The sequence below is a fragment of the Chloroflexus sp. genome (assembly GCF_034431535.1).
Taxonomy (GTDB): domain Bacteria; phylum Chloroflexota; class Chloroflexia; order Chloroflexales; family Chloroflexaceae; genus Chloroflexus.
Window position 1 is genome coordinate 56,639 of record NZ_DAOUDC010000018.1, and the last position, 18,097, is coordinate 74,735.

The following is an 18,097-nucleotide window of genomic DNA, read 5'->3' on the forward strand; positions in this document are numbered from 1 at the left end:
AAGGAGGTCGCGACGCCGTTATTCTGGATCGATGCCCAACTCATGCAAGCGCGCCGCCAGCCGTTCGGCGCGTTGGCGCTCTTGCTCGGCTTGAGCCTGCAACTCGACAAAACTGACAAATGGCCGCCCATCGGGCCAATACATCTAGATGCCATCGGCAGTACGGCTAAACTTCACCCCTAGCCGCGGGCTGACCCAGCCATCGAGTTCGGGAATGACCCGTAACCGGCCATCGATCCGCTGCCAGCCGCTCATATCGCCAGTGTCAGGATCGTACAGATAGTACTCTTCGACCCCGTAGATATCATAGAATTCCAACTTAGCCGCCATTTCGGTGAGGGTGTTCCCCGGCGACAACACCTCAAACACCACGTGGGGCACGACGTTATCCTCTTCCCATTAGCGGTACGAGCCGCGGTCACCTTTGGGCCGGCCAAAGACGACCATCACATCCGGCGCGCGGCGAATGTCGGGCCGGCCTTCCACCGGGTATCAGAGCAGATCGCCGGCGACGAACACATCGGCCCGCTCGCGAAACAGTGCATCGCGATTCCCCTGAATGGTGACGATGGCGCGAAATTGCTTGGTAGTTTCGGCGATTAGAATCCCGTCACTATCGGGGTAGACGATTGGCGTGGCAGCAACCGGCTAGCTGGTCATCATCCACCCCCTCATACAAACATTTGTTCATCTATACTACGTTTGCGTTTATCGTGCAAGGGCGGGGGAGGAGCGGGAATAGCCACGAAGAGACACAAAATACACAGAATCCTTTTGCACTCTTCGTGGCTATTGACACTTATTATTTACCCCCACCCTTGGCCCCTCCCTCGCTGGGGGAGGGGTATTCCCTCACCTCCAGCCCCTCTCTCGCTGGCACGAGAGAAAGGCGCTACGGTCTCCCGCTCGACGATGCCTGTCCCGTAATGCACGCGGCTCCCCTCTCCCGCCGTGAGGTGGGAGAGGGGGTTGGGGGGTGAGGGCGGAACACAAAGGCGCAGAGGATGTGTTACCGCAGAGTTGACAGCCCATAGCCGCTTTTCTGGTATAATAGTCCACGGAAATTGTTTCCGCATGATGAAAGGAGGGTTGCATGACCGCCCCCCAACTCCCTGCCGGAGTGACGATCACCGCCCCGATCACACCCGAATATGCCGAGATTCTGACTCCAGAAGCGCTGGAATTTCTTGCGACCCTGCATCGCCGCTTTAACGCGCGCCGGCTTGAGCTGCTGGCCCGTCGCGCCGAGCGCCAGCGCGCGATCAATGCCGGCGAATTGCCCGATTTCCTCCCCGAAACGGCTCATATCCGCGAAAGCGACTGGACGATTGCCCCCTTCCCGCCCCAACTCAACGACCGCCGGGTCGAGATTACCGGGCCGGTTGACCGCAAAATGGTCATTAATGCGCTCAATTCGGGCGCGAAGGTCTTTATGGCCGACTTCGAGGATGCCAATACCCCCACGTGGCAAAATCAGATCGAAGGTCAGATCAATCTGCGCGATGCGCTTCGCCGCACAATCACCTATACCAGCCCCGAAGGCAAATACTACGCCCTCAGTGCTAATCCTGCTATCTTATTCGTGCGCCCGCGCGGCTGGCATCTCAATGAGAAGCATGTGCTGATTGACGGCGAGCCGATGTCGGGGTCAATCTTTGATTTCGGCCTCTACTTCTTCCACAATGCCCAAACCACGATCGACGTGCAAGGCGGCCCCTACTTCTACCTGCCGAAGATGGAGAGCCACCTTGAGGCGCGGTTGTGGAACGACATCTTTGTGCTGGCGCAAGAGCTGCGCGGCATTCCGCGCGGCACGATCAAGGCCACCGTGTTGATCGAGACCATCCTCGCCGCATTTGAGATGGATGAAATCCTCTACGAACTGCGCGAGCACTCAGCCGGCCTCAACTGCGGACGGTGGGACTATATCTTCTCGTGCATCAAGAAGTTCCGCAACGATCCCAACTTCTGCCTTGCCGACCGGGCGTTGGTGACGATGACGACCCACTTTATGCGTTCGTACTCGTTGCTGGCGATCAAGACCTGCCATCGCCGCGGTGCGCATGCGATGGGTGGTATGGCAGCTCAGATTCCGATCAAGAACGACCCGGTGGCGAACGAAGCGGCGCTGGCCAAGGTGCGCGCCGATAAGGAGCGTGAGGCGAATGACGGTCACGATGGCACGTGGGTGGCTCACCCCGGTCTGGTGCCAGTCGCGATGGAGGTCTTCGACCGCCTGATGCCAACCCCCAACCAGATTAGCCGCCAGCGCGATGATGTGCAAGTCACCGCTGCCGACTTGCTCGCGTTTGGCCCCAGCGAACCGATCACCGAGCAGGGGATGCGGTTGAATATCAACGTCGGCATCCAGTACCTCGGCGCATGGCTGGCCGGCAATGGCTGCGTGCCTGTGTTTAATCTGATGGAAGATGCCGCCACCGCCGAGATTTCGCGCGCCCAGATCTGGCAGTGGATCCGCAGTCCGAAGGGCGTGCTCAACGATGGCCGCAAGGTGACGGTCGAACTCTTCCGCCAGATGTTGCCCGAAGAGCTGGCCAAAGTGCGCGAGATTCTGGGGCCGGCTTACGACGATGGCCGTTACGAAGAGGCCGCCGAGCTGTTTGATGAGATCACGACCGATCCCAATTTTGTTGAATTCTTGACCTTGCCGGCCTACGAACGGATTCCGTAGTAGTGAAAGGGAGGGGGCAACGCTTGTGTCGCCCCCTCTGAAATCTTCCCATCCACGATTTGCCCACCGTTTGTCAGGTAAATTTCCGCTAGCAACTACGCTCAGAGGGTGTTACAATTAGCAGTAACCTGCTGCACCTACACAGACAAGCATTGCTTTCGCCGATGTGCAGCCTGCTCCAACAGTCGGGCGGTGTCAGGGTAGTCACCCGCCCCCACACGACGAGGTGACCTATGACGAATTATCTGATTGCCGGCGCAGCGGGATACATCGGCTCACGACTGGCCGCGCGGCTCCTCGCTGCTGGCCACCGTGTGCGCGGTCTTGTCTACAGCGCCGAAGATCCGGTGGTTGAGCGCCTCGCCGCTCGCGGTATGGCGGTCTGGATCGGCGACCTCACTCGCCCCGAAACCATTGATGGCGTCACTGATGAGATTGAGGTTGTCTACAATCTCACCAACCGCATGCCGATCGATGGTTCGGCACTACTTCGTTCCCTCTATGTCGATGGCAACCAGCATCTGATCGCGATGTCAGTGCGCGCGCGCACGGTGCGCACCTACATTTGGGCCTCTAACGTCGCCCCGTATGGCGATCACGGCGAGCACTGGGTGGATGAAGACAGCCCAATCGCGCCCTCGTATCCCCTCGGTACGATCCTCGCCGCCGCCGAGCAAACCATCTTGCAAGCAGTGCGCGCTCACCGCTTCCCAGCAATGATTTTACGCATGGCAACGGTGTATGGCCCTGACCGTGATCCGCTCGAGGCGATTGCCAGCGGCCAGTTGACGATTTATGGCAGCGGGCGCAACTTTGTCCCGCATATTCACATTGATGATGCGCTGGAAGTGCTGATCCGAGCCCCCGAAGTTGGTCAGATCGGCGCAATTTACAACGTCGGCGACGATGAGCCGCTCCGCTTGATCGAGATTGTCAGCGAGGTACGCCGCCGGCTCGGGATGCTGCCACCGCGCACGTTCGATCCAAACGTCGGCCTGCGCGCCGGCCTCGACCGCTCGATCGTCGGCGCGTTGACTTCATCGGTCCGGTTGAGCAATGCCCGTATGCGCCACGATCTGGGCATTGAGCTGCGCTATCCCAGTTTGCGCTACTGGATCGATGAACGGCTGCCACTTGAGTTAGCGGTTGGTGTATGAAGAGCGGTAGAGGAGAGTGCTAACCACACCGGCAGTTTAGGTATCGCTGAGGGAGATGCGGCAGTGACACTGCCGCATCTCCATAGAACCGCAATATCCTACCCACGCCGCACTAGCCACCAACTGTAAGCGCCACGCCAGATCAGCAACAATGCCGCTACCGTCAGAAATGTCACCAGCGCAAAGCTAAACGGACTTGAACGACCGAGCTGCAGCCAGCGCAAGCCAAGCCCGACCGGCAACGCAATCAACCAAGCTCCAAGTGATAAGCCGGCCATCCGCAAGGGCGGTTGCGGGCGAAACACGCCAAACCATGGTGCCACCAGCAGCCAGCCGATAAAGAAGGGTAACGCGACCCGCACTGCGGCCATCAGTGGGTTTTCATCGGCTAAACCGTGCGAACTGCGCCCTAGCAAGGCGAACACCACAAAGACAATTGCGTCACCGCCGAGTAAGATGACGAGTTGCAGCCACGATGCCGTTATGACGCGACGATTTGTTGTTTCCATACGTGGATCACTCTTGCTTACAAACCAGCGAACCCTGCCAATCTCATACACGTTACCATATTAGGTACGCTCCAGCGTTAAGACCTCTCAATCTTACCGCTTAAGCGCCTGCAATTCGCGCGCCAAACCCTGCTGCTGCCAGTTCGCCAAGCGCAAGCGCAACGCCAGCGCGCTGGCAATATTCCATAAGACCGCGTTCCCCAACGCCGGATCATCCTCGGCCAACGCGCGCAACCGCTCGCGGCGCAACGCCAAAATCGTGACCCCCTCTTCACCGGCGAGCAGATCCGCACTGCGCCGGCCACCATCGAGCAATGACATCTCGCCGGTAATTTGCCCCACCACCACCGTCGTGAGCAGGCGCTGGCTATGTGGATCATTATCGATTGGCGGGCTCCAAACCTCTAACGAACCATCCTGCACGAGGTAGAGATCGGTCGATTCTTGGTTCGTGCGATCAACTAATGCGCCGGGAGGGTAGCGTCGCCGTTCGAGGTGCGCCGCTAGCCGGGTGCGCTGGGCAAGGTTGAGACCGCTCCCGATCTGGGAATTAGCCAGAAATTCAGCCACCTGCACCGTCACTTCCGCCGGCTGCACTAAGACATCCGGTTGGTTGACCAATGAGGGTAAGCCAAGGTAACTGGCGATATATCGAATCGTGACCTCAGGCGTCTCGAAATGCGGCCAGTGCCCAGCCTTTGGCACAATTCGCAGGTCAGCATTGCGCCATTCATCAGCGACAACGCCCGCATCACGGAGCGGCACAGTGTTATCTTCCGCTCCCCAAATCACTAGCGCTGGCGTCTCGAGCTCGCGCAAGCGCCCACTGAGGTCTTGATTGCGCATCGCGACAAAACATTCGGCCCGCACGCGCCCTTGGCCGGGCCGGCGCGCATCGGCGCGCAACCGCAAATAATCGGCTTCACTGATCGCCGACCGTTCGGCGAATGAGGCTGGCTTCATCAGGCTATCGGTCACGTACAGCATTGATGGTTCGAGCACTGAGAGCAAGCGGCTAAAGATCGGGAAGCGCTCGAGCATGGTGATTGGTGAGACAAAGGTATTGATCCAGAACGATAGCCGGCCCGAAATGGTGGGGCAGAGCAACACCATGCGATCAATCAATTGCGGGATTTGCAGGGCCAGCGTTGCGCTGATCATGCCCCCCATCGAATGGCCGACAAGTACTGCCGGATGATCGCTCAGACCAGTGATCAGGCGACCAACAATCTGAGCATAACGCCCGATCGTCGCTCGTTCACGCAGCGGCGGTGATTCGCCGTAGCCGGGCAGATCAATCGCCACGCAGCGAAAGCGCCGGCTGAGCAGTGGAATGAGCGGCGACATCGCAAACGACGAACTCGACCAACCGTGGATTAGCACTGCGAGTTGAGCATGGCGCGGCCCGGCATCAAGCGCATGAATCTTCGCGCCATCGATTGAAAAGACTTCCATAGCATTATCCGCCGCGAGCCATCGGTTTCGTGTGGTATCATACCAGCATACGGCTGGTAACGTCTATAGTCAATTGTGCCTGATCACAGGCGCAGCGTATATTACAGAACGTTTGCGAATGAACGAATTGCCTCATTCCTATCCTGCCCCGCCCCTCTACATTGTCTCCGGCGGCGCTGGCGCCGTCGGTGAACAGGTCGCGCGCTTGACGCTCTCGCAGTTTGAGGGCGCGGAAGTACCGTTAATCATTGTGCCAAACGTGCGCAATCCCGAACAGATTGCCGAAGTCGTCGCCCAAGCCGCGCAGCAGAATGGCACCATCTTGCACACGTTGATGGAGCCAACCCTGCGCCGTGAATTGATGCGGCTGGCGCGCGAGATGGGAGTCGCCGAGATCGATCTGGTCGGCAGCGTTTTATCACGTTTGGCAACGGTGTTGCAAAAAGAGCCGCTTGGCAAGCCGGGATTGTATCAAGCCCGCCGCTCGACCTATTTCGAGCGGCTGGAAGCAATTGAGTACACCGTTGCCCACGACGATGGCAACAAACCGCGCGAGCTGAGCCACGCCGATATTGTGCTGGTCGGCGTTTCCCGTGTCGGCAAGACGCCGCTGAGCATGTATCTCGCGGTGTTGGGCTGGAAGGTGGCCAACGTACCGCTCGTGCGGGAAGTGCCATTGCCCGAAGATCTGTTTCGGGTTGATCCCCGGCGCGTCATTGGTTTGATTGTCGATGCCGAGCAGATCGCTGCGCGCCGGCGGTGGCGCCAACGGCGGATGGGCATTAATCTCGGTGGCAGTTATACCAACCTTGAAGCTGCGATCGACGAGGTGGATTGGGCACGCCGGATCTTCCGCCAACACGGTTGGACGGCGCTCAATGTGACTGATAAGTCGATCGAAGAGAGCGCCGATGAGATTATTGCCTTGATTTCGCGCCGGTTTAGTACGCCGGGGTAGAGGCAAACATTGTTGCCCTGCACTTCGGTAGAGCAAGGCTATTGCTTTTGACAGTTGCGAGACGGCGCAGTATAGTTGCGTTATCTACCATTGTTTGTGGTCATATGAGCTTCATACAATGATGTGCGATGGGGCCAATGAGTTGCACGTTTAATCGCATGCTATTCGTGCCGGCAGCGACCGGTTGGTTCATCGTGTCCAATCGTGATCATTCCTGCCGTTAGCGCATTCTCACGCGCTAAGGCGCATAACGGCATTGTCTCAAGCCGCCTTGTTCAAGGAGGAAACAGGTTATGTCTAAGAAGTGGGTTTACCTTTTCCGCGAAGGAAATGCCTCGATGCGCGATCTCCTTGGCGGAAAGGGAGCGGGTGTGGCCGAGATGACTCGCACTGGCGTACCAGTGCCGCCCGGATTTACGATCACCACTGAAGCCTGTAACGCCTATTACGAAAGTGGCCAGCAGTTCCCCGAAAGAATGTGGGAGCAGGTGCTGGAAGGGTTGAAGGATATCGAAGCTCAAACCGGCAAGACCTTCGGCGATCCGAACAATCCGTTGCTCGTGTCAGTACGTTCGGGCGCGAAGTTCTCAATGCCCGGCATGATGGATACCGTGCTCAACCTTGGCCTCAATAAGCAGACACTGGAAGGGTTGGCCCGCCTGACCGATAATCCCCGCTTCGCTGCTGACGCTTACCGCCGCTTTGTCCAGCTCTTCGGCAAGATCGTGCTCGGCGTTGATGGCGACCGCTTCGAGCACGAGATGGACGAGGCCAAGGGCCATGGCCAGCGTCAAGACACTGACTTGACCACTGAGGAACTGCTCGCGCTGGCCGAGAAGTTCAAGGCAATCATTAAGGAAGATGTCGGGGTTGAGTTCCCCGAAGATCCCTTCGAGCAGTTGCGCGAGGCGATCGCTGCCGTCTTCCGTTCATGGAATGGGAAGCGCGCCGTTGATTATCGCCGCGTGAACAAGATTCCCGACAATTTGGGCACCGCCGTCAACGTACAGGCGATGGTCTTCGGCAATATGGGCAACGACTCGGCGACCGGCGTGGCCTTTACCCGCAACCCCAGCACCGGCGCGCCCGAAATCTTCGGTGAGTATCTGGTCAATGCTCAAGGTGAAGACGTGGTGGCCGGCATTCGCACCCCGCAACCGATTAGCAAGCTGGCTGAAGAGATGCCCGAAGTCTATGCCCAATTCCACGAGATTGCCAAGCAACTCGAACGGCACTACAAAGACATGCAAGATGTCGAGTTCACCATCGAGCGCGGCAAGTTGTGGATGTTGCAGACCCGCACCGGCAAGCGCACTGGCGCGGCAGCAGTCAAGATCGCGGTCGATATGGTGCGCGAAGGGTTGATCGATAAGGCGACGGCGGTGCAGCGGGTTGACCCGCACGCGCTTGACCAGTTGCTCCACCCGATGATCGACCCCGAAGCGCGCAAGCAAGCCCAATCTCTCACCACTGGTTTGCCCGCCTCGCCCGGCGCTGCCTCCGGCAAGGCCGTCTTTGACCCCGACGAGGCCGAAGAGCTGGCCAAGACCGGCGAGAAGGTGATCTTGGTGCGCGTCGAGACCGCTCCCGAAGACTTCCACGGCATGGTGGCGGCGCAGGCGATTTTGACCGCGCGTGGGGGGATGACGTGCGTTGCGCCTGAGACGCGCATCTTGACTGATCGCGGCTTGTTGACGGCGGAAGCAGCGTTTGCCTTGATCGAACAGGGCGCCGCGCCGCGCATTCTCTCATTCGACAGCCGCACTCTGCACCCGGTGTGGCGGCAGATCATCGCCGCCGGACGCCGGCCGGCTGAGGTCATTCCGATCACACTCTCGCAAACAGGCCGCGCTGACGATAACCAACTGCGCTTGACCGCCGATCACAAGATGTATGTGATCCACAATCGCCAGTTGGTGAAGAAGCGCCTTGATGCCGTGCTGGCCGATGAGGATTTCTTGACCGTGGTCGATCAGATCCCGGCGCTCAGCGAGACGGTCACGAGCCCGGCGTTGGCCTATGTCGCCGGTGCGATTCTCTCGGATGGGTCAATCAATTTGCCCGACACAAAAGGTTCGGTCACGTTCGTGCAGAAGGCGACGCCGGAAAAAGCCGATTTCATCGCTGCGGTGGAGCGCCGCTTCGAGGAAGCGTTTGGCGTGCCGTTTACCTATCTGCGCGAGCGCACCTCTCACGGTGAGATGGATGGCCGCGTTATCCGCGGTACGGCCGAAGACCACATTAGCTTCCGCCGTGAACCGGCTGCCCGCCTCGCCGAGATCCGCGATCATCTGGTGGAGTGGGTGCTGAGCCTCGACCGTACCGCTTTGCTCCACTTCCTTGCCGGCTTTGTCGATGGCGACGGCACCTATGCTGAGGAGTCGAGCCCAGTGCGCTTGCAGATTAGCCTATCGAGCAGCAAGCGCGATCTGCTTGACGGGTTGGCGCTGGCCTGTCTGCGGTTGGGCATCGTGCCGCAAATTGTCAATAACCGCGAGCATTATCTCCTCCAGATTACCGAGCAGGTAGAGGAGATTCTGGCCTTCACCGAACGGGTGCATGCCGAGCTGCCGCCGCGCCGTTACGAGAATAAGTGCTTGAGCATGCGGGCCATGTTCGCCGACGTGCAAGACTCGGTGAACGATATGGGCCGGGTGCGTGAGGCGGTGAAGCACAACATTATGTTTGGGGTTGAGAAGATCCGGCGCGATCTGTTGCCGCTCTGCACCGGCGCTGTCGCCCGCGAAGTGGCGGCGCTGCTCGATGCGCCGCTGCGCTCATTCCGCGGGCGTGCGGTCGGCGCTGCCGAACCAACGCTGGTCTACAACTTCGAGGTTGATGCCGCCGATGAGCTCGATAAGAATTACATCGTCTTCTCGAGCCGGATGACGCCAGTGCTGATCTCGAATTCGCACGCCGCAGTCGTGGCGCGCGGTATGGGCAAGCCCTGCGTGGCCGGCGCCGGCGATCTGCGCATCAGCTACGCCGATCAGCTTATGACCGTCAACGGCACAACGATCCGCAAGGGTGATTGGATTACGCTCGATGGCGGCAGCGGCGAGGTCTTTGCCGGCAAGATGCCGACTGTCGAACCGGAATTGTCGGGTGATTTCGCGACCTTGATGGAATGGGCCGATGAGTTCCGCAAACTCGGTGTGCGCGCCAACGCCGATATTCCGCGCGATGCGCGGGTGGCTCGCCAGTTTGGCGCGGAAGGCATCGGTCTCTGCCGCACCGAGCACATGTTCTTTGAAGGCGACCGGATCGACGCGATGCGCGAGATGATCCTTGCCGATACGGTCGAGGAGCGGCGCGCCGCGCTCGCCAAGATCGAGCCGCTCCAGCAGGGTGACTTCGAGGGCTTGTTCCGCGAGATGGCCGGCTTACCGGTGACCATCCGCACCCTCGACCCGCCGCTGCACGAGTTCTTGCCCCACGACGACCACGAGATCGAGGCGTTGGCGGCCAAGCTCGGCGTCGATCCGCACAAGGTCAAGGCGCGCGTCGAAAGCTTGCGCGAAGCGAACCCGATGCTCGGCTTCCGTGGTTGCCGGTTGGGCATCCTCTACCCCGAAATCACCGAGATGCAGGCCCGCGCTATCTTCAAGGCTGCGGTCAAGGTGAAGTCTGAGGGCATTGATGTCCATCCTGAAGTGATGATCCCGCTGGTCGGCTTTATCAGCGAGCTGAAGCTGCAAGAAGAGATCGTACGGCGCGTAGCCGCCGAGGTCTTCGCCGAGAGCGGCGTTGAAGTGCCGTATCTCGTCGGCACGATGATCGAGCTGCCGCGCGCAGCGCTAGTCGCCAACGAGATCGCGCAGGTAGCCGAGTTCTTCAGCTTCGGCACCAATGACCTCACCCAAACCACGCTCGGTCTCTCACGCGACGACTCGGGGCGATTCTTGCCGGCCTACGTCGAGAAGAAGCTGATCCCCGACGATCCGTTCCAGACCATCGACCAGCGCGGCGTCGGCCAGTTGGTGCAGATCGGCACCGAGCGCGGTCGCTCGACTCGCTCGAACCTGAAGGTCGGCATTTGTGGCGAGCACGGCGGCGATCCTGCCAGTGTCGAGTTCTTCCATCGGGTTGGCCTCAACTACGTCAGTTGTTCGCCGTATCGCGTGCCGATCGCGCGCCTCGCCGCAGCGCAGGCGGCGCTCGGCGAAACCAAGCGCGATAAGTAGCCGGCAGCCGTTCGTCGCGATCTTGTAACCAACAGTGGAGACGGTGCGATGCACCGTCTCTCTTTGTCTCGGTATAATGCAAGGCAATAACGATACATGTGACCAATCGGGGAGAGCCGTTGCAAGGCGACAACTCTCCCAAAGCCAGCGACATCACCAGTAACAGTCTGAAATCACATGCACTGCATACGTTCCGATTCCGGTGGATGCGGGTCTGCGACCCGCATTATCGTAGGTGTGACCCTGATTACGGCGAGTTGCCATCCCGCTGACCGGAATCAGCCTGATCGAGATAATGAGGTCTCTGATGCCGCCATTGCCAATCGTTGCGACCCTCCTACATCGCGCCGCTGCCGAACCTGAGCGACCATGCTTCATTGTTGATGGGCAAACATACCCTTACCCAACGCTCGCCGCCGCCGCCGCCGGCTGGACAACGCGATTCCAGTCCCTCGGTCTTGCCCGTGGCGATCGGGTGGCGCTCGCACTGCCCAATACTCCCGCATTCATTGCCGCCTACTTCGGCGCCCAATTGGCCGGTGCGGCAGTGGTGCTGGTCAACCCGCAGTACCGCCACGCCGAGCTGAGCCATTTGCTGGCCGATTCGGAACCGGCAATTGTGGTGGCGACCGATGAGAATGAGGCTTTGTTACGCGAGGCGATGCTAGCAATACAGCCTCGCCTGCTCAAACCGGACGCTACCGTCTTCGGCGCACCGCCAGCCAATTTCACCGCCTTCACGCCACCCGACCCCGCTGAGATGGCGTTGATCGCCTATACCTCAGGCACCACCGGGCGGGCGAAAGGAGCCGTGCATACCCACGCCAGTCTGGCCGCCAACTGTGACGCCATCATCACCGCATGGCGCTGGGCGGATAGCGATCGCTTGCTCTTGATGCTGCCGCTCTTTCACGTGCATGGGTTAGGCGTCGGCGTGCATGGCGCCATCCGCAGCGGTGCCAGTCTCGAATTGCATCCCCGGTTTGACGCTGAAGTGGCCTTGCAACGGTTGGCCGATCCGGCGATCACGCTCTTTTTTGGCGTACCGACGATGTATGTGCGATTGGTAGAAGCGGCGCGCCGGCACGGTGTGCCGCCGCATCACGTGCGTCTCTTTGTATCGGGGTCAGCCCCGCTCAGCCCGCAAACCTTCGCCGATGTTACGGCGCTCTTTGGTCAACCCATTCTCGAACGGTACGGCATGACCGAGACCGGCATGAACCTGACCAACCCCTACGACGGCGAACGGCGGCCCGGCAGCGTGGGTATGCCATTCCCCGGTCAAGAGGCGCGCATTGTCGATCGCGAAACCCGCCAGCCGTTACCGGTTGGGCAGATCGGCGAGATTCAGGTGCGCGGGCCGCACCTCTTCCAAGGCTACTGGCGTAACCCGACCGCGACGGAAGCAGCCTTTACCGCTGACGGTTGGTTCAACACCGGTGATCTTGGCTTCGTTGACGCCGATGGTTACTTCCACATCACCGGACGCAGCCGCGACTTGATCATCAGCGGCGGCTACAACATCTATCCCCGCGAAGTCGAGGAGGTGTTAGCGCAACATCCTGCGGTAGCCGAATGCGCCGTGTATAGCCAACCTGATCCCGATCTCGGCGAAATACCGGTCGCTGCCGTCGTCATCAAACCGGATGTAACCGTCACCGCTACCGAGTTGATCGACCATTGCCGTACCTATCTCGCCGCCTACAAACGCCCGCGCGCAATTCGCTTTGTTTCGGCATTGCCACGCAATGCGCTCGGCAAAGTACAACGCCACCTACTGACAACCGATCCACCCGTCGCCGGGGAAGGGCTATGAGCGATCTCGACGATTACGAAGGCGAACCGGAACTTGACCGTGAACGCCTGAGCGAATTAATAACCGATCAGCTCGAAGAGCTAGCGCGCGCGATCCATTCGCGTGACCAACTGGTGCGGGCGCGCGCTGCTAGCCGGTTGGTGAGGATGGACGTTGATCCGGAACTGGCATTGCCGGCGCTCAACCATCGCCGGGCCATCGTGCGCGAGGTTGCAGCGGAAGCGATTGGCTACAGCAGTAAACCGCTTAATGCAACGGTCATTGATGCGCTACTGGCCGCAATTGATGATCCCAAACCATTTGTGGCTGCCGCCGCAATTCGCACATTAGGCCGGTGCCAGATCAATGTGGCCCGCGCTCAGATCTCGGCCTGTCTCGATGACCCCGAACCGCCCATTGTAGCGGCGGCGATTGTCACGCTCGCCCGGCTTGGCGACACCACGCTCGCAGTGGCGCTGCCCAACTTTCTCAATAGCCCGCATCTTACCATCCGCATCGCCGCCGCCGAAGCCGCCGGCATCCTCCACGCCCCGGCAGCCGTACCCGGCTTGATGCGTTTATTAGAAGATTGCATCACCGCGTGGCACGACGCCCAACCGCACATTCCTAGCCGGGCTGCTAGTGTGGCAATGCAAGCGCTCGCCCGCTTGCGCGCGCGCACCGCCGTGCCGCTGCTGGTCGAGATAGCCCGTTATGTCGTTGGACTGCGCACGTTAGCCGTGCGCACACTGATCCAGCTCCAAGCGGTGGAAGCAGCGCCAGCGATTGCCCCCCTGCTCAATGAAGATGGCAGCCACCTCTTACACGAGGTGATTCGCTTCTTACACATGGCAAACTATCGCGCCGCGCTCCCCGAACTGCGGGCCTTGTTGCAACGCGCGGCGCCCAACCGCTGGCCATTGTTGATGAAAGTGATGCAGGTCTTGGTAGAATGGCAGGATCAGGAAAGTCTGCCGCTGATCGAACAGATTGCCGAGAGCGATCCAAGCGCCGATCTGCGTAGTTATGCCGCCCGCTGTGTAGAAGCCCTCGCCGCATGCACACCCCCATCGCCAACGAACCATCCTGAACCGCCACTAGAACTCTCCTTGCCGCCATCATGCCACGAACGCTTGCTACAGCGCCGGCAACGCATAGCAAGTTTTACCGTCACCAGCGTGGTGGAAGGCGTCGTCTTGCGCGTGCTCAGCTACGGCGCAGTCATTGATCTTGGCGGGGTCGAGGGGTTTGTCCATGTCCGTGACATTGATTGGGGCTGGATTAGCGATGCGCGCACCGCCCTTCACCCCGGCCAAACGGTGCGGGCTATCGTCACCAGCATCGATGAGGCGCGGATGCGCATCAACCTAAGCATACGCCATCTCACGCCCGATCCGTGGTCTCATATCACCCAACAGCTTGCCGTGGGGATGCAGGTCAACGGCAAAGTGGCCGGAATCACCGGTTTTGGCGTCTTTATTGAGGTATTCCCCGGTGTGCAGGGGTTGGCCCATACCAGCCAGATTCCACCCGATTCGCGACCGTTGCGTGAACGATTTCCGCTTGGCTGCCGTGTCAGCGCCACCATCCTGAACATTGATCTCGAACGACGACGGATCGCGCTGCGATTGCACGAAGGATTGCAACAAAAAGCCGCACATCAGTGATGTGCGGTAGCAGTGGTGGGGACGATGGGAGTTGAACCCACACGCCTTGCGGCACATGATCCTAAGTCATGCGCGTCTGCCATTCCGCCACGTCCCCGTTGGCGAGTATAGCACGAGATAGCGCGGCCCGCAAGCGGTTGCCGGGCAGGTTCGTGGCATGATATACTAAAGGGGTCAAGGTAGCATCATTGTGGAATGACGCCCCCTCCGCTGCGTAGCACCGTCGTCGCGGTATCGACAGCCAGCAGGAGCCGCCATGAAAGCCGTTGTGATGGCCGGCGGCGAGGGCACTCGCCTGCGACCGCTCACGATTAATCGCCCGAAGCCGATGGTATCGCTGGTCGATCGACCGGTGATGCAGCATATTATTGAGTTGCTCAAACTGCACGGGATCACCGATATTATCATTACGGTGCAGTATCTCGCCAACGTGATTCAAGACTACTACGGCGACGGCAGCGCCTATGGCGTGAATATTACCTACTCGCTCGAAGAGGTGCCGCTCGGCACCGCCGGGAGTGTCAAGAATGCCGAACATCTGCTGACCGAGCCGTTCCTCGTTATCTCTGGCGATGCCCTGACCGATTTCAACCTGACTCAAATCATCGAGCATCATATTGCCTCTGGCGCCACGGCCACCGTCACCTTGACTCGCGTCGCCAACCCGCTTGACTACGGGGTGATCATTACTGACGAGCAAGGCCGGATTCGCCAGTTGCTCGAAAAGCCGAGCTGGGGCGAGGTCTTTTCCGATACGGTCAACACTGGCATCTACGTCTTCAACCCTGACATCTTTAGCTACATCGAGCGTGGCCGGGTCACTGACTGGTCGAAAGATATCTTTCCGCGTATGCTCCACCGCGGCGACCGGCTGCACGGCTACATCGCCAACGGCTACTGGACGGACGTTGGCACGATTGAAGAGTATATGCGCGCCTGCGGTGATTATCTGGCCGGCAAGGTCAATCTGCCGCGGATCGGCCACAACATCGGCGGCGATGTCTGGGTTGACCGCGACGCCGAAATCGCGCCTGACGCCCAATTGCACGGGCCGATCTATCTTGGTCATGGAGCCAAGATTAAGGGCGGCGTGATCATTCATGGGCCGTCGGTGATCCGTGATTATACGATCGTTGACTCGCGGGCAAATATCGATCGCTCGATCATTTGGCGCAATTCGTACATCGGCGAACGGGCCGAACTACGTGGCGCCATCGTGCTGCGCCAGTGCAATATTCGTTCGCGCGCGATGATCTTCGAGGGGGCCGTGATCGGCGATGGGGTGCAGATCGGCGCTGGTGCGGTCGTGCAGCCCAATGTCAAGATTTGGCCTTCCAAAGAGGTCGATGAAGGCGCTACCGTCACCTCAAGCATCATCTGGGGCAACCAAGGCCGGCGCGTGCTGTTTGGCCGCTATGGCATCACCGGATTGGTCAATATCGAGATCACTCCTGAGATGTGCGCCCGGCTGGGGGCAGCCTACGGCGCAACCTTGCCCCGCGGCGCAACCGTCACGATTAACCGCGATGCGCACTTTACGCCGCGTATGCTCAAGCGGGCCATTGTCGCCGGTTTGCCTTCGGCCGGGGTCAATGTCTGCGATCTGCGCAATGTACCCATCCCGCTCGCCCGCTACTACACCCACGCCAGCGGCGCCGCCGGCGGCGTGCATGTGAGGATCTCGCCATTTGATAATCGCGTCGCCGAGATTAAGTTTTTCAACCATCTTGGACTGGACATCAACAGCGCTACCGAACGCAAGATCGAGAGCACCTTCTTCCGCGAAGATTACCGGCGCGCCTACCTCGATGAGATTGGCCGCATCTTCTACGGCGAAGATGTCGAAGAGCGCTATCGCACCACCTTTATGCGCGCGCTCGGTCAAAATGCCGCCTTTGGCAAAGGCTTTCCGATCGTCATTGACTATGCAAACACCAGCACCAGCACGGTAATGACCGAGATCTTACGCCGCATGCGGGCAGATGCGGTTGAGCTGAACGTGAATCTCGATGAGCGAATGGTGTTTCAGACCAGCGCCGACTTTGAGGCGGCTATGACCCGGCTCACCAAGATTACGCCGGTTGTCGGCGCGCAATTTGGCGTGCGCCTTGACCCGAGCGGCGAAAAGATCTTTCTGATCGATGATCGCGGTCAACGGCTGCATGCGTTGCGCGCGCTGGCCGCTATGACCGCGCTGGCGATGCGCGCCGCCGGCGGCGGCATTGTGGCGGTGCCGGTCACCGCCCCCCGCGCCTTCGAGCAGATTGCCGCCCGCTATGGCGGCAGCATCATTCGCACCCGCGCAAATCTCGGCGCGCTCATGAATTTGGCCGCCGAACGGCCCGATCTGTTGTTGCTCGGTGATGGCACCGGTAACTATATCTTCCCCCACTTCTACCCCGTCGCCGATGGGATGTTCGCCATTGCCCGCCTGATGGAGTTGCTCACCCAGAATCAAACCACCCTCAGCGAGGTGCTGGCCGATTTGCCGCCCTATTACCTCTGGCAGACGCGCGTCCCCTGTCGCTGGGAAAGCAAAGGCAAGGTGATGCGTATTCTTAACCAGCAGTACCACGAACGCCACGGCGAGCAGATCGATGGCATCAAGATCGAGCTGGGGCATGAATGGGTGCTGATTTTGCCCGATCCCGATGGGCCGTTCTTCCATGTCATTGCCGAAGGCAGCAGCGAAGAGCATGCCCGGATCTTGACCGATAAGTACGCTGGTTTGGTGACGAGTTTACAATAACGCCAATCGATTGGCGACCGCTGGCTTGGCCGTATACGAGGAGGGTGCGATGTCTACCCGCTCAAGGAACAATGATCCGCTTTACGACGCGATCGAGACGACCACCGTTCGGATTGGCCGGTTTGGGTACGGTCTCTTGCGGCTGCCGCTTGGCTTGCTGCCTGCCCAAAGCCGCACCCATATGGAACGCGCGCTCTACGAGCTGAGTCACGGCTTTGCTAGCCTGCCCGGTGATTTCGCCCGCATCGCTGAATACGAGATTAAGCGCTGGATTGATGAGGCGCCGCCGGCCCGCAGTCGCCAGCCGGAACCTGAACAGCATCTGACTGTGATCATTACCCCGGAAGAGGCCATGGTCGAACCGGCTGCTACCCAGACCGTTGCGATAACGACTGCGCCAGCAGAGGTAGAAACTGAAACCGCTGCTCCAGCAGAGGAGCGCCTGCCGGTGACGGTCACGCCGGAACCAACCATTGACGAAGAACTCATCGAAGAAGATGTAGCCGAACTATTGACCGATGAGGTGTCCGAGTCGATTATTGATATTGAACGGCTGGTGGCTGAACCGCCCAATGTCAGCATTACCTACATTGAGTACGATCCGCCTGGCAATGATCTTGAGGGTGAATTTGTGGTGATTACCAACGCTTCCCACGAACCGGTTGATCTCACGGGGTGGATGTTGATTGACGAAGGCGCGAAACACAGCTATACCTTCCCCGCCTTTACTTTAGCCGGCGGCGCTGAAGTGAAATTGTGGACGAAGGCTGGCGTCAATGATGCCAATAACCTCTATTGGGGATCGCGCCGGCCGATTTGGAATAATACTGGCGATACTGCCGTCTTGCGAGATGCAAATGGCAACCTGATCAGTCGTTATACCTATGCAGCCGGTGCATAATGTTGGTTGTCGACAGGAGTGCGGGTGGCG

10 protein-coding genes, 1 tRNA gene and 1 pseudogene are annotated in these 18,097 nt (G+C 59.6%); 8 read left to right on the forward strand and 4 right to left on the reverse strand.

The features are described 5' to 3' along the window. Nucleotides 1-18: 18 nt before the first annotated feature. Nucleotides 19-630, reverse strand: a pseudogene (locus tag U9R61_RS05305) (Uma2 family endonuclease). A gap of 463 nt (nt 631-1,093) precedes the next feature. Between U9R61_RS05305 and aceB the strand changes: the two are divergent. Both aceB and U9R61_RS05315 read left to right on the forward strand, forming a co-directional pair. Further along, nucleotides 1,094-2,692 carry a malate synthase A gene (aceB, locus tag U9R61_RS05310; protein ID WP_322487779.1) on the forward strand — a complete coding sequence of 533 codons (1,599 nt, stop codon included), beginning with the start codon at nt 1,094-1,096 and terminating at the stop codon, nt 2,690-2,692. A gap of 233 nt (nt 2,693-2,925) precedes the next feature. Next, a complete protein-coding gene (locus tag U9R61_RS05315) occupies nt 2,926-3,849 on the forward strand; it encodes an NAD-dependent epimerase/dehydratase family protein (RefSeq protein ID WP_322487780.1) in 924 nt (307 codons plus the stop codon). 98 nt (nt 3,850-3,947) lie between these two features. Here the strand turns inward: U9R61_RS05315 and U9R61_RS05320 are convergent, their stop codons facing one another. Beyond that, complete coding sequence (locus tag U9R61_RS05320) at nt 3,948-4,358, reverse strand: DUF3054 domain-containing protein (RefSeq protein WP_322487781.1); 411 nt, start codon at nt 4,356-4,358, stop codon at nt 3,948-3,950. A gap of 93 nt (nt 4,359-4,451) precedes the next feature. Continuing rightward, a complete protein-coding gene (locus U9R61_RS05325) occupies nt 4,452-5,813 on the reverse strand; it encodes an alpha/beta fold hydrolase (protein ID WP_322487782.1) in 1,362 nt (453 codons plus the stop codon). Between the two features lie 118 nt (nt 5,814-5,931). Here U9R61_RS05325 and U9R61_RS05330 point away from each other — a divergent pair, with 118 nt between their 5' ends. From U9R61_RS05330 to U9R61_RS05345, 4 genes are all read left to right on the forward strand, one after another. Next, a complete protein-coding gene (locus U9R61_RS05330) occupies nt 5,932-6,771 on the forward strand; it encodes a pyruvate, water dikinase regulatory protein (RefSeq protein ID WP_322487783.1) in 840 nt (279 codons plus the stop codon). A 293-nt stretch (nt 6,772-7,064) separates the two neighbouring features. Beyond that, the gene (locus U9R61_RS05335) at nt 7,065-10,955 is read left to right on the forward strand and encodes a pyruvate, phosphate dikinase (RefSeq protein ID WP_322487784.1); all 3,891 of its coding nucleotides are present in this window, start codon (nt 7,065-7,067) and stop codon (nt 10,953-10,955) included. A 307-nt stretch (nt 10,956-11,262) separates the two neighbouring features. Next, nucleotides 11,263-12,771, forward strand: a complete 1,509-nt coding sequence (locus tag U9R61_RS05340) for an acyl-CoA synthetase (protein ID WP_322487785.1) — start codon at nt 11,263-11,265, stop codon at nt 12,769-12,771. Continuing rightward, nucleotides 12,768-14,417, forward strand: coding sequence for a S1 RNA-binding domain-containing protein (locus U9R61_RS05345; RefSeq protein WP_322487786.1), 1,650 nt, complete (start codon nt 12,768-12,770; stop codon nt 14,415-14,417). The genes U9R61_RS05340 and U9R61_RS05345 overlap by 4 nt, the downstream gene beginning before the upstream one ends. 13 nt (nt 14,418-14,430) lie before the next feature. Here the strand turns inward: U9R61_RS05345 and U9R61_RS05350 are convergent. After that, a tRNA-Leu gene (locus tag U9R61_RS05350) sits at nt 14,431-14,514 on the reverse strand. A gap of 159 nt (nt 14,515-14,673) precedes the next feature. On the opposite strand from U9R61_RS05350, the gene U9R61_RS05355 reads away from it, so the two are divergent. Next, nucleotides 14,674-17,166, forward strand: a complete 2,493-nt coding sequence (locus tag U9R61_RS05355; protein ID WP_322487787.1) for a mannose-1-phosphate guanyltransferase — start codon at nt 14,674-14,676, stop codon at nt 17,164-17,166. A gap of 49 nt (nt 17,167-17,215) precedes the next feature. Beyond that, on the forward strand, nt 17,216-18,067 hold the full coding sequence (locus U9R61_RS05360; protein ID WP_322487788.1) for a lamin tail domain-containing protein: 852 nt from the start codon (nt 17,216-17,218) through the stop codon (nt 18,065-18,067). Nucleotides 18,068-18,097: the final 30 nt, after the last annotated feature.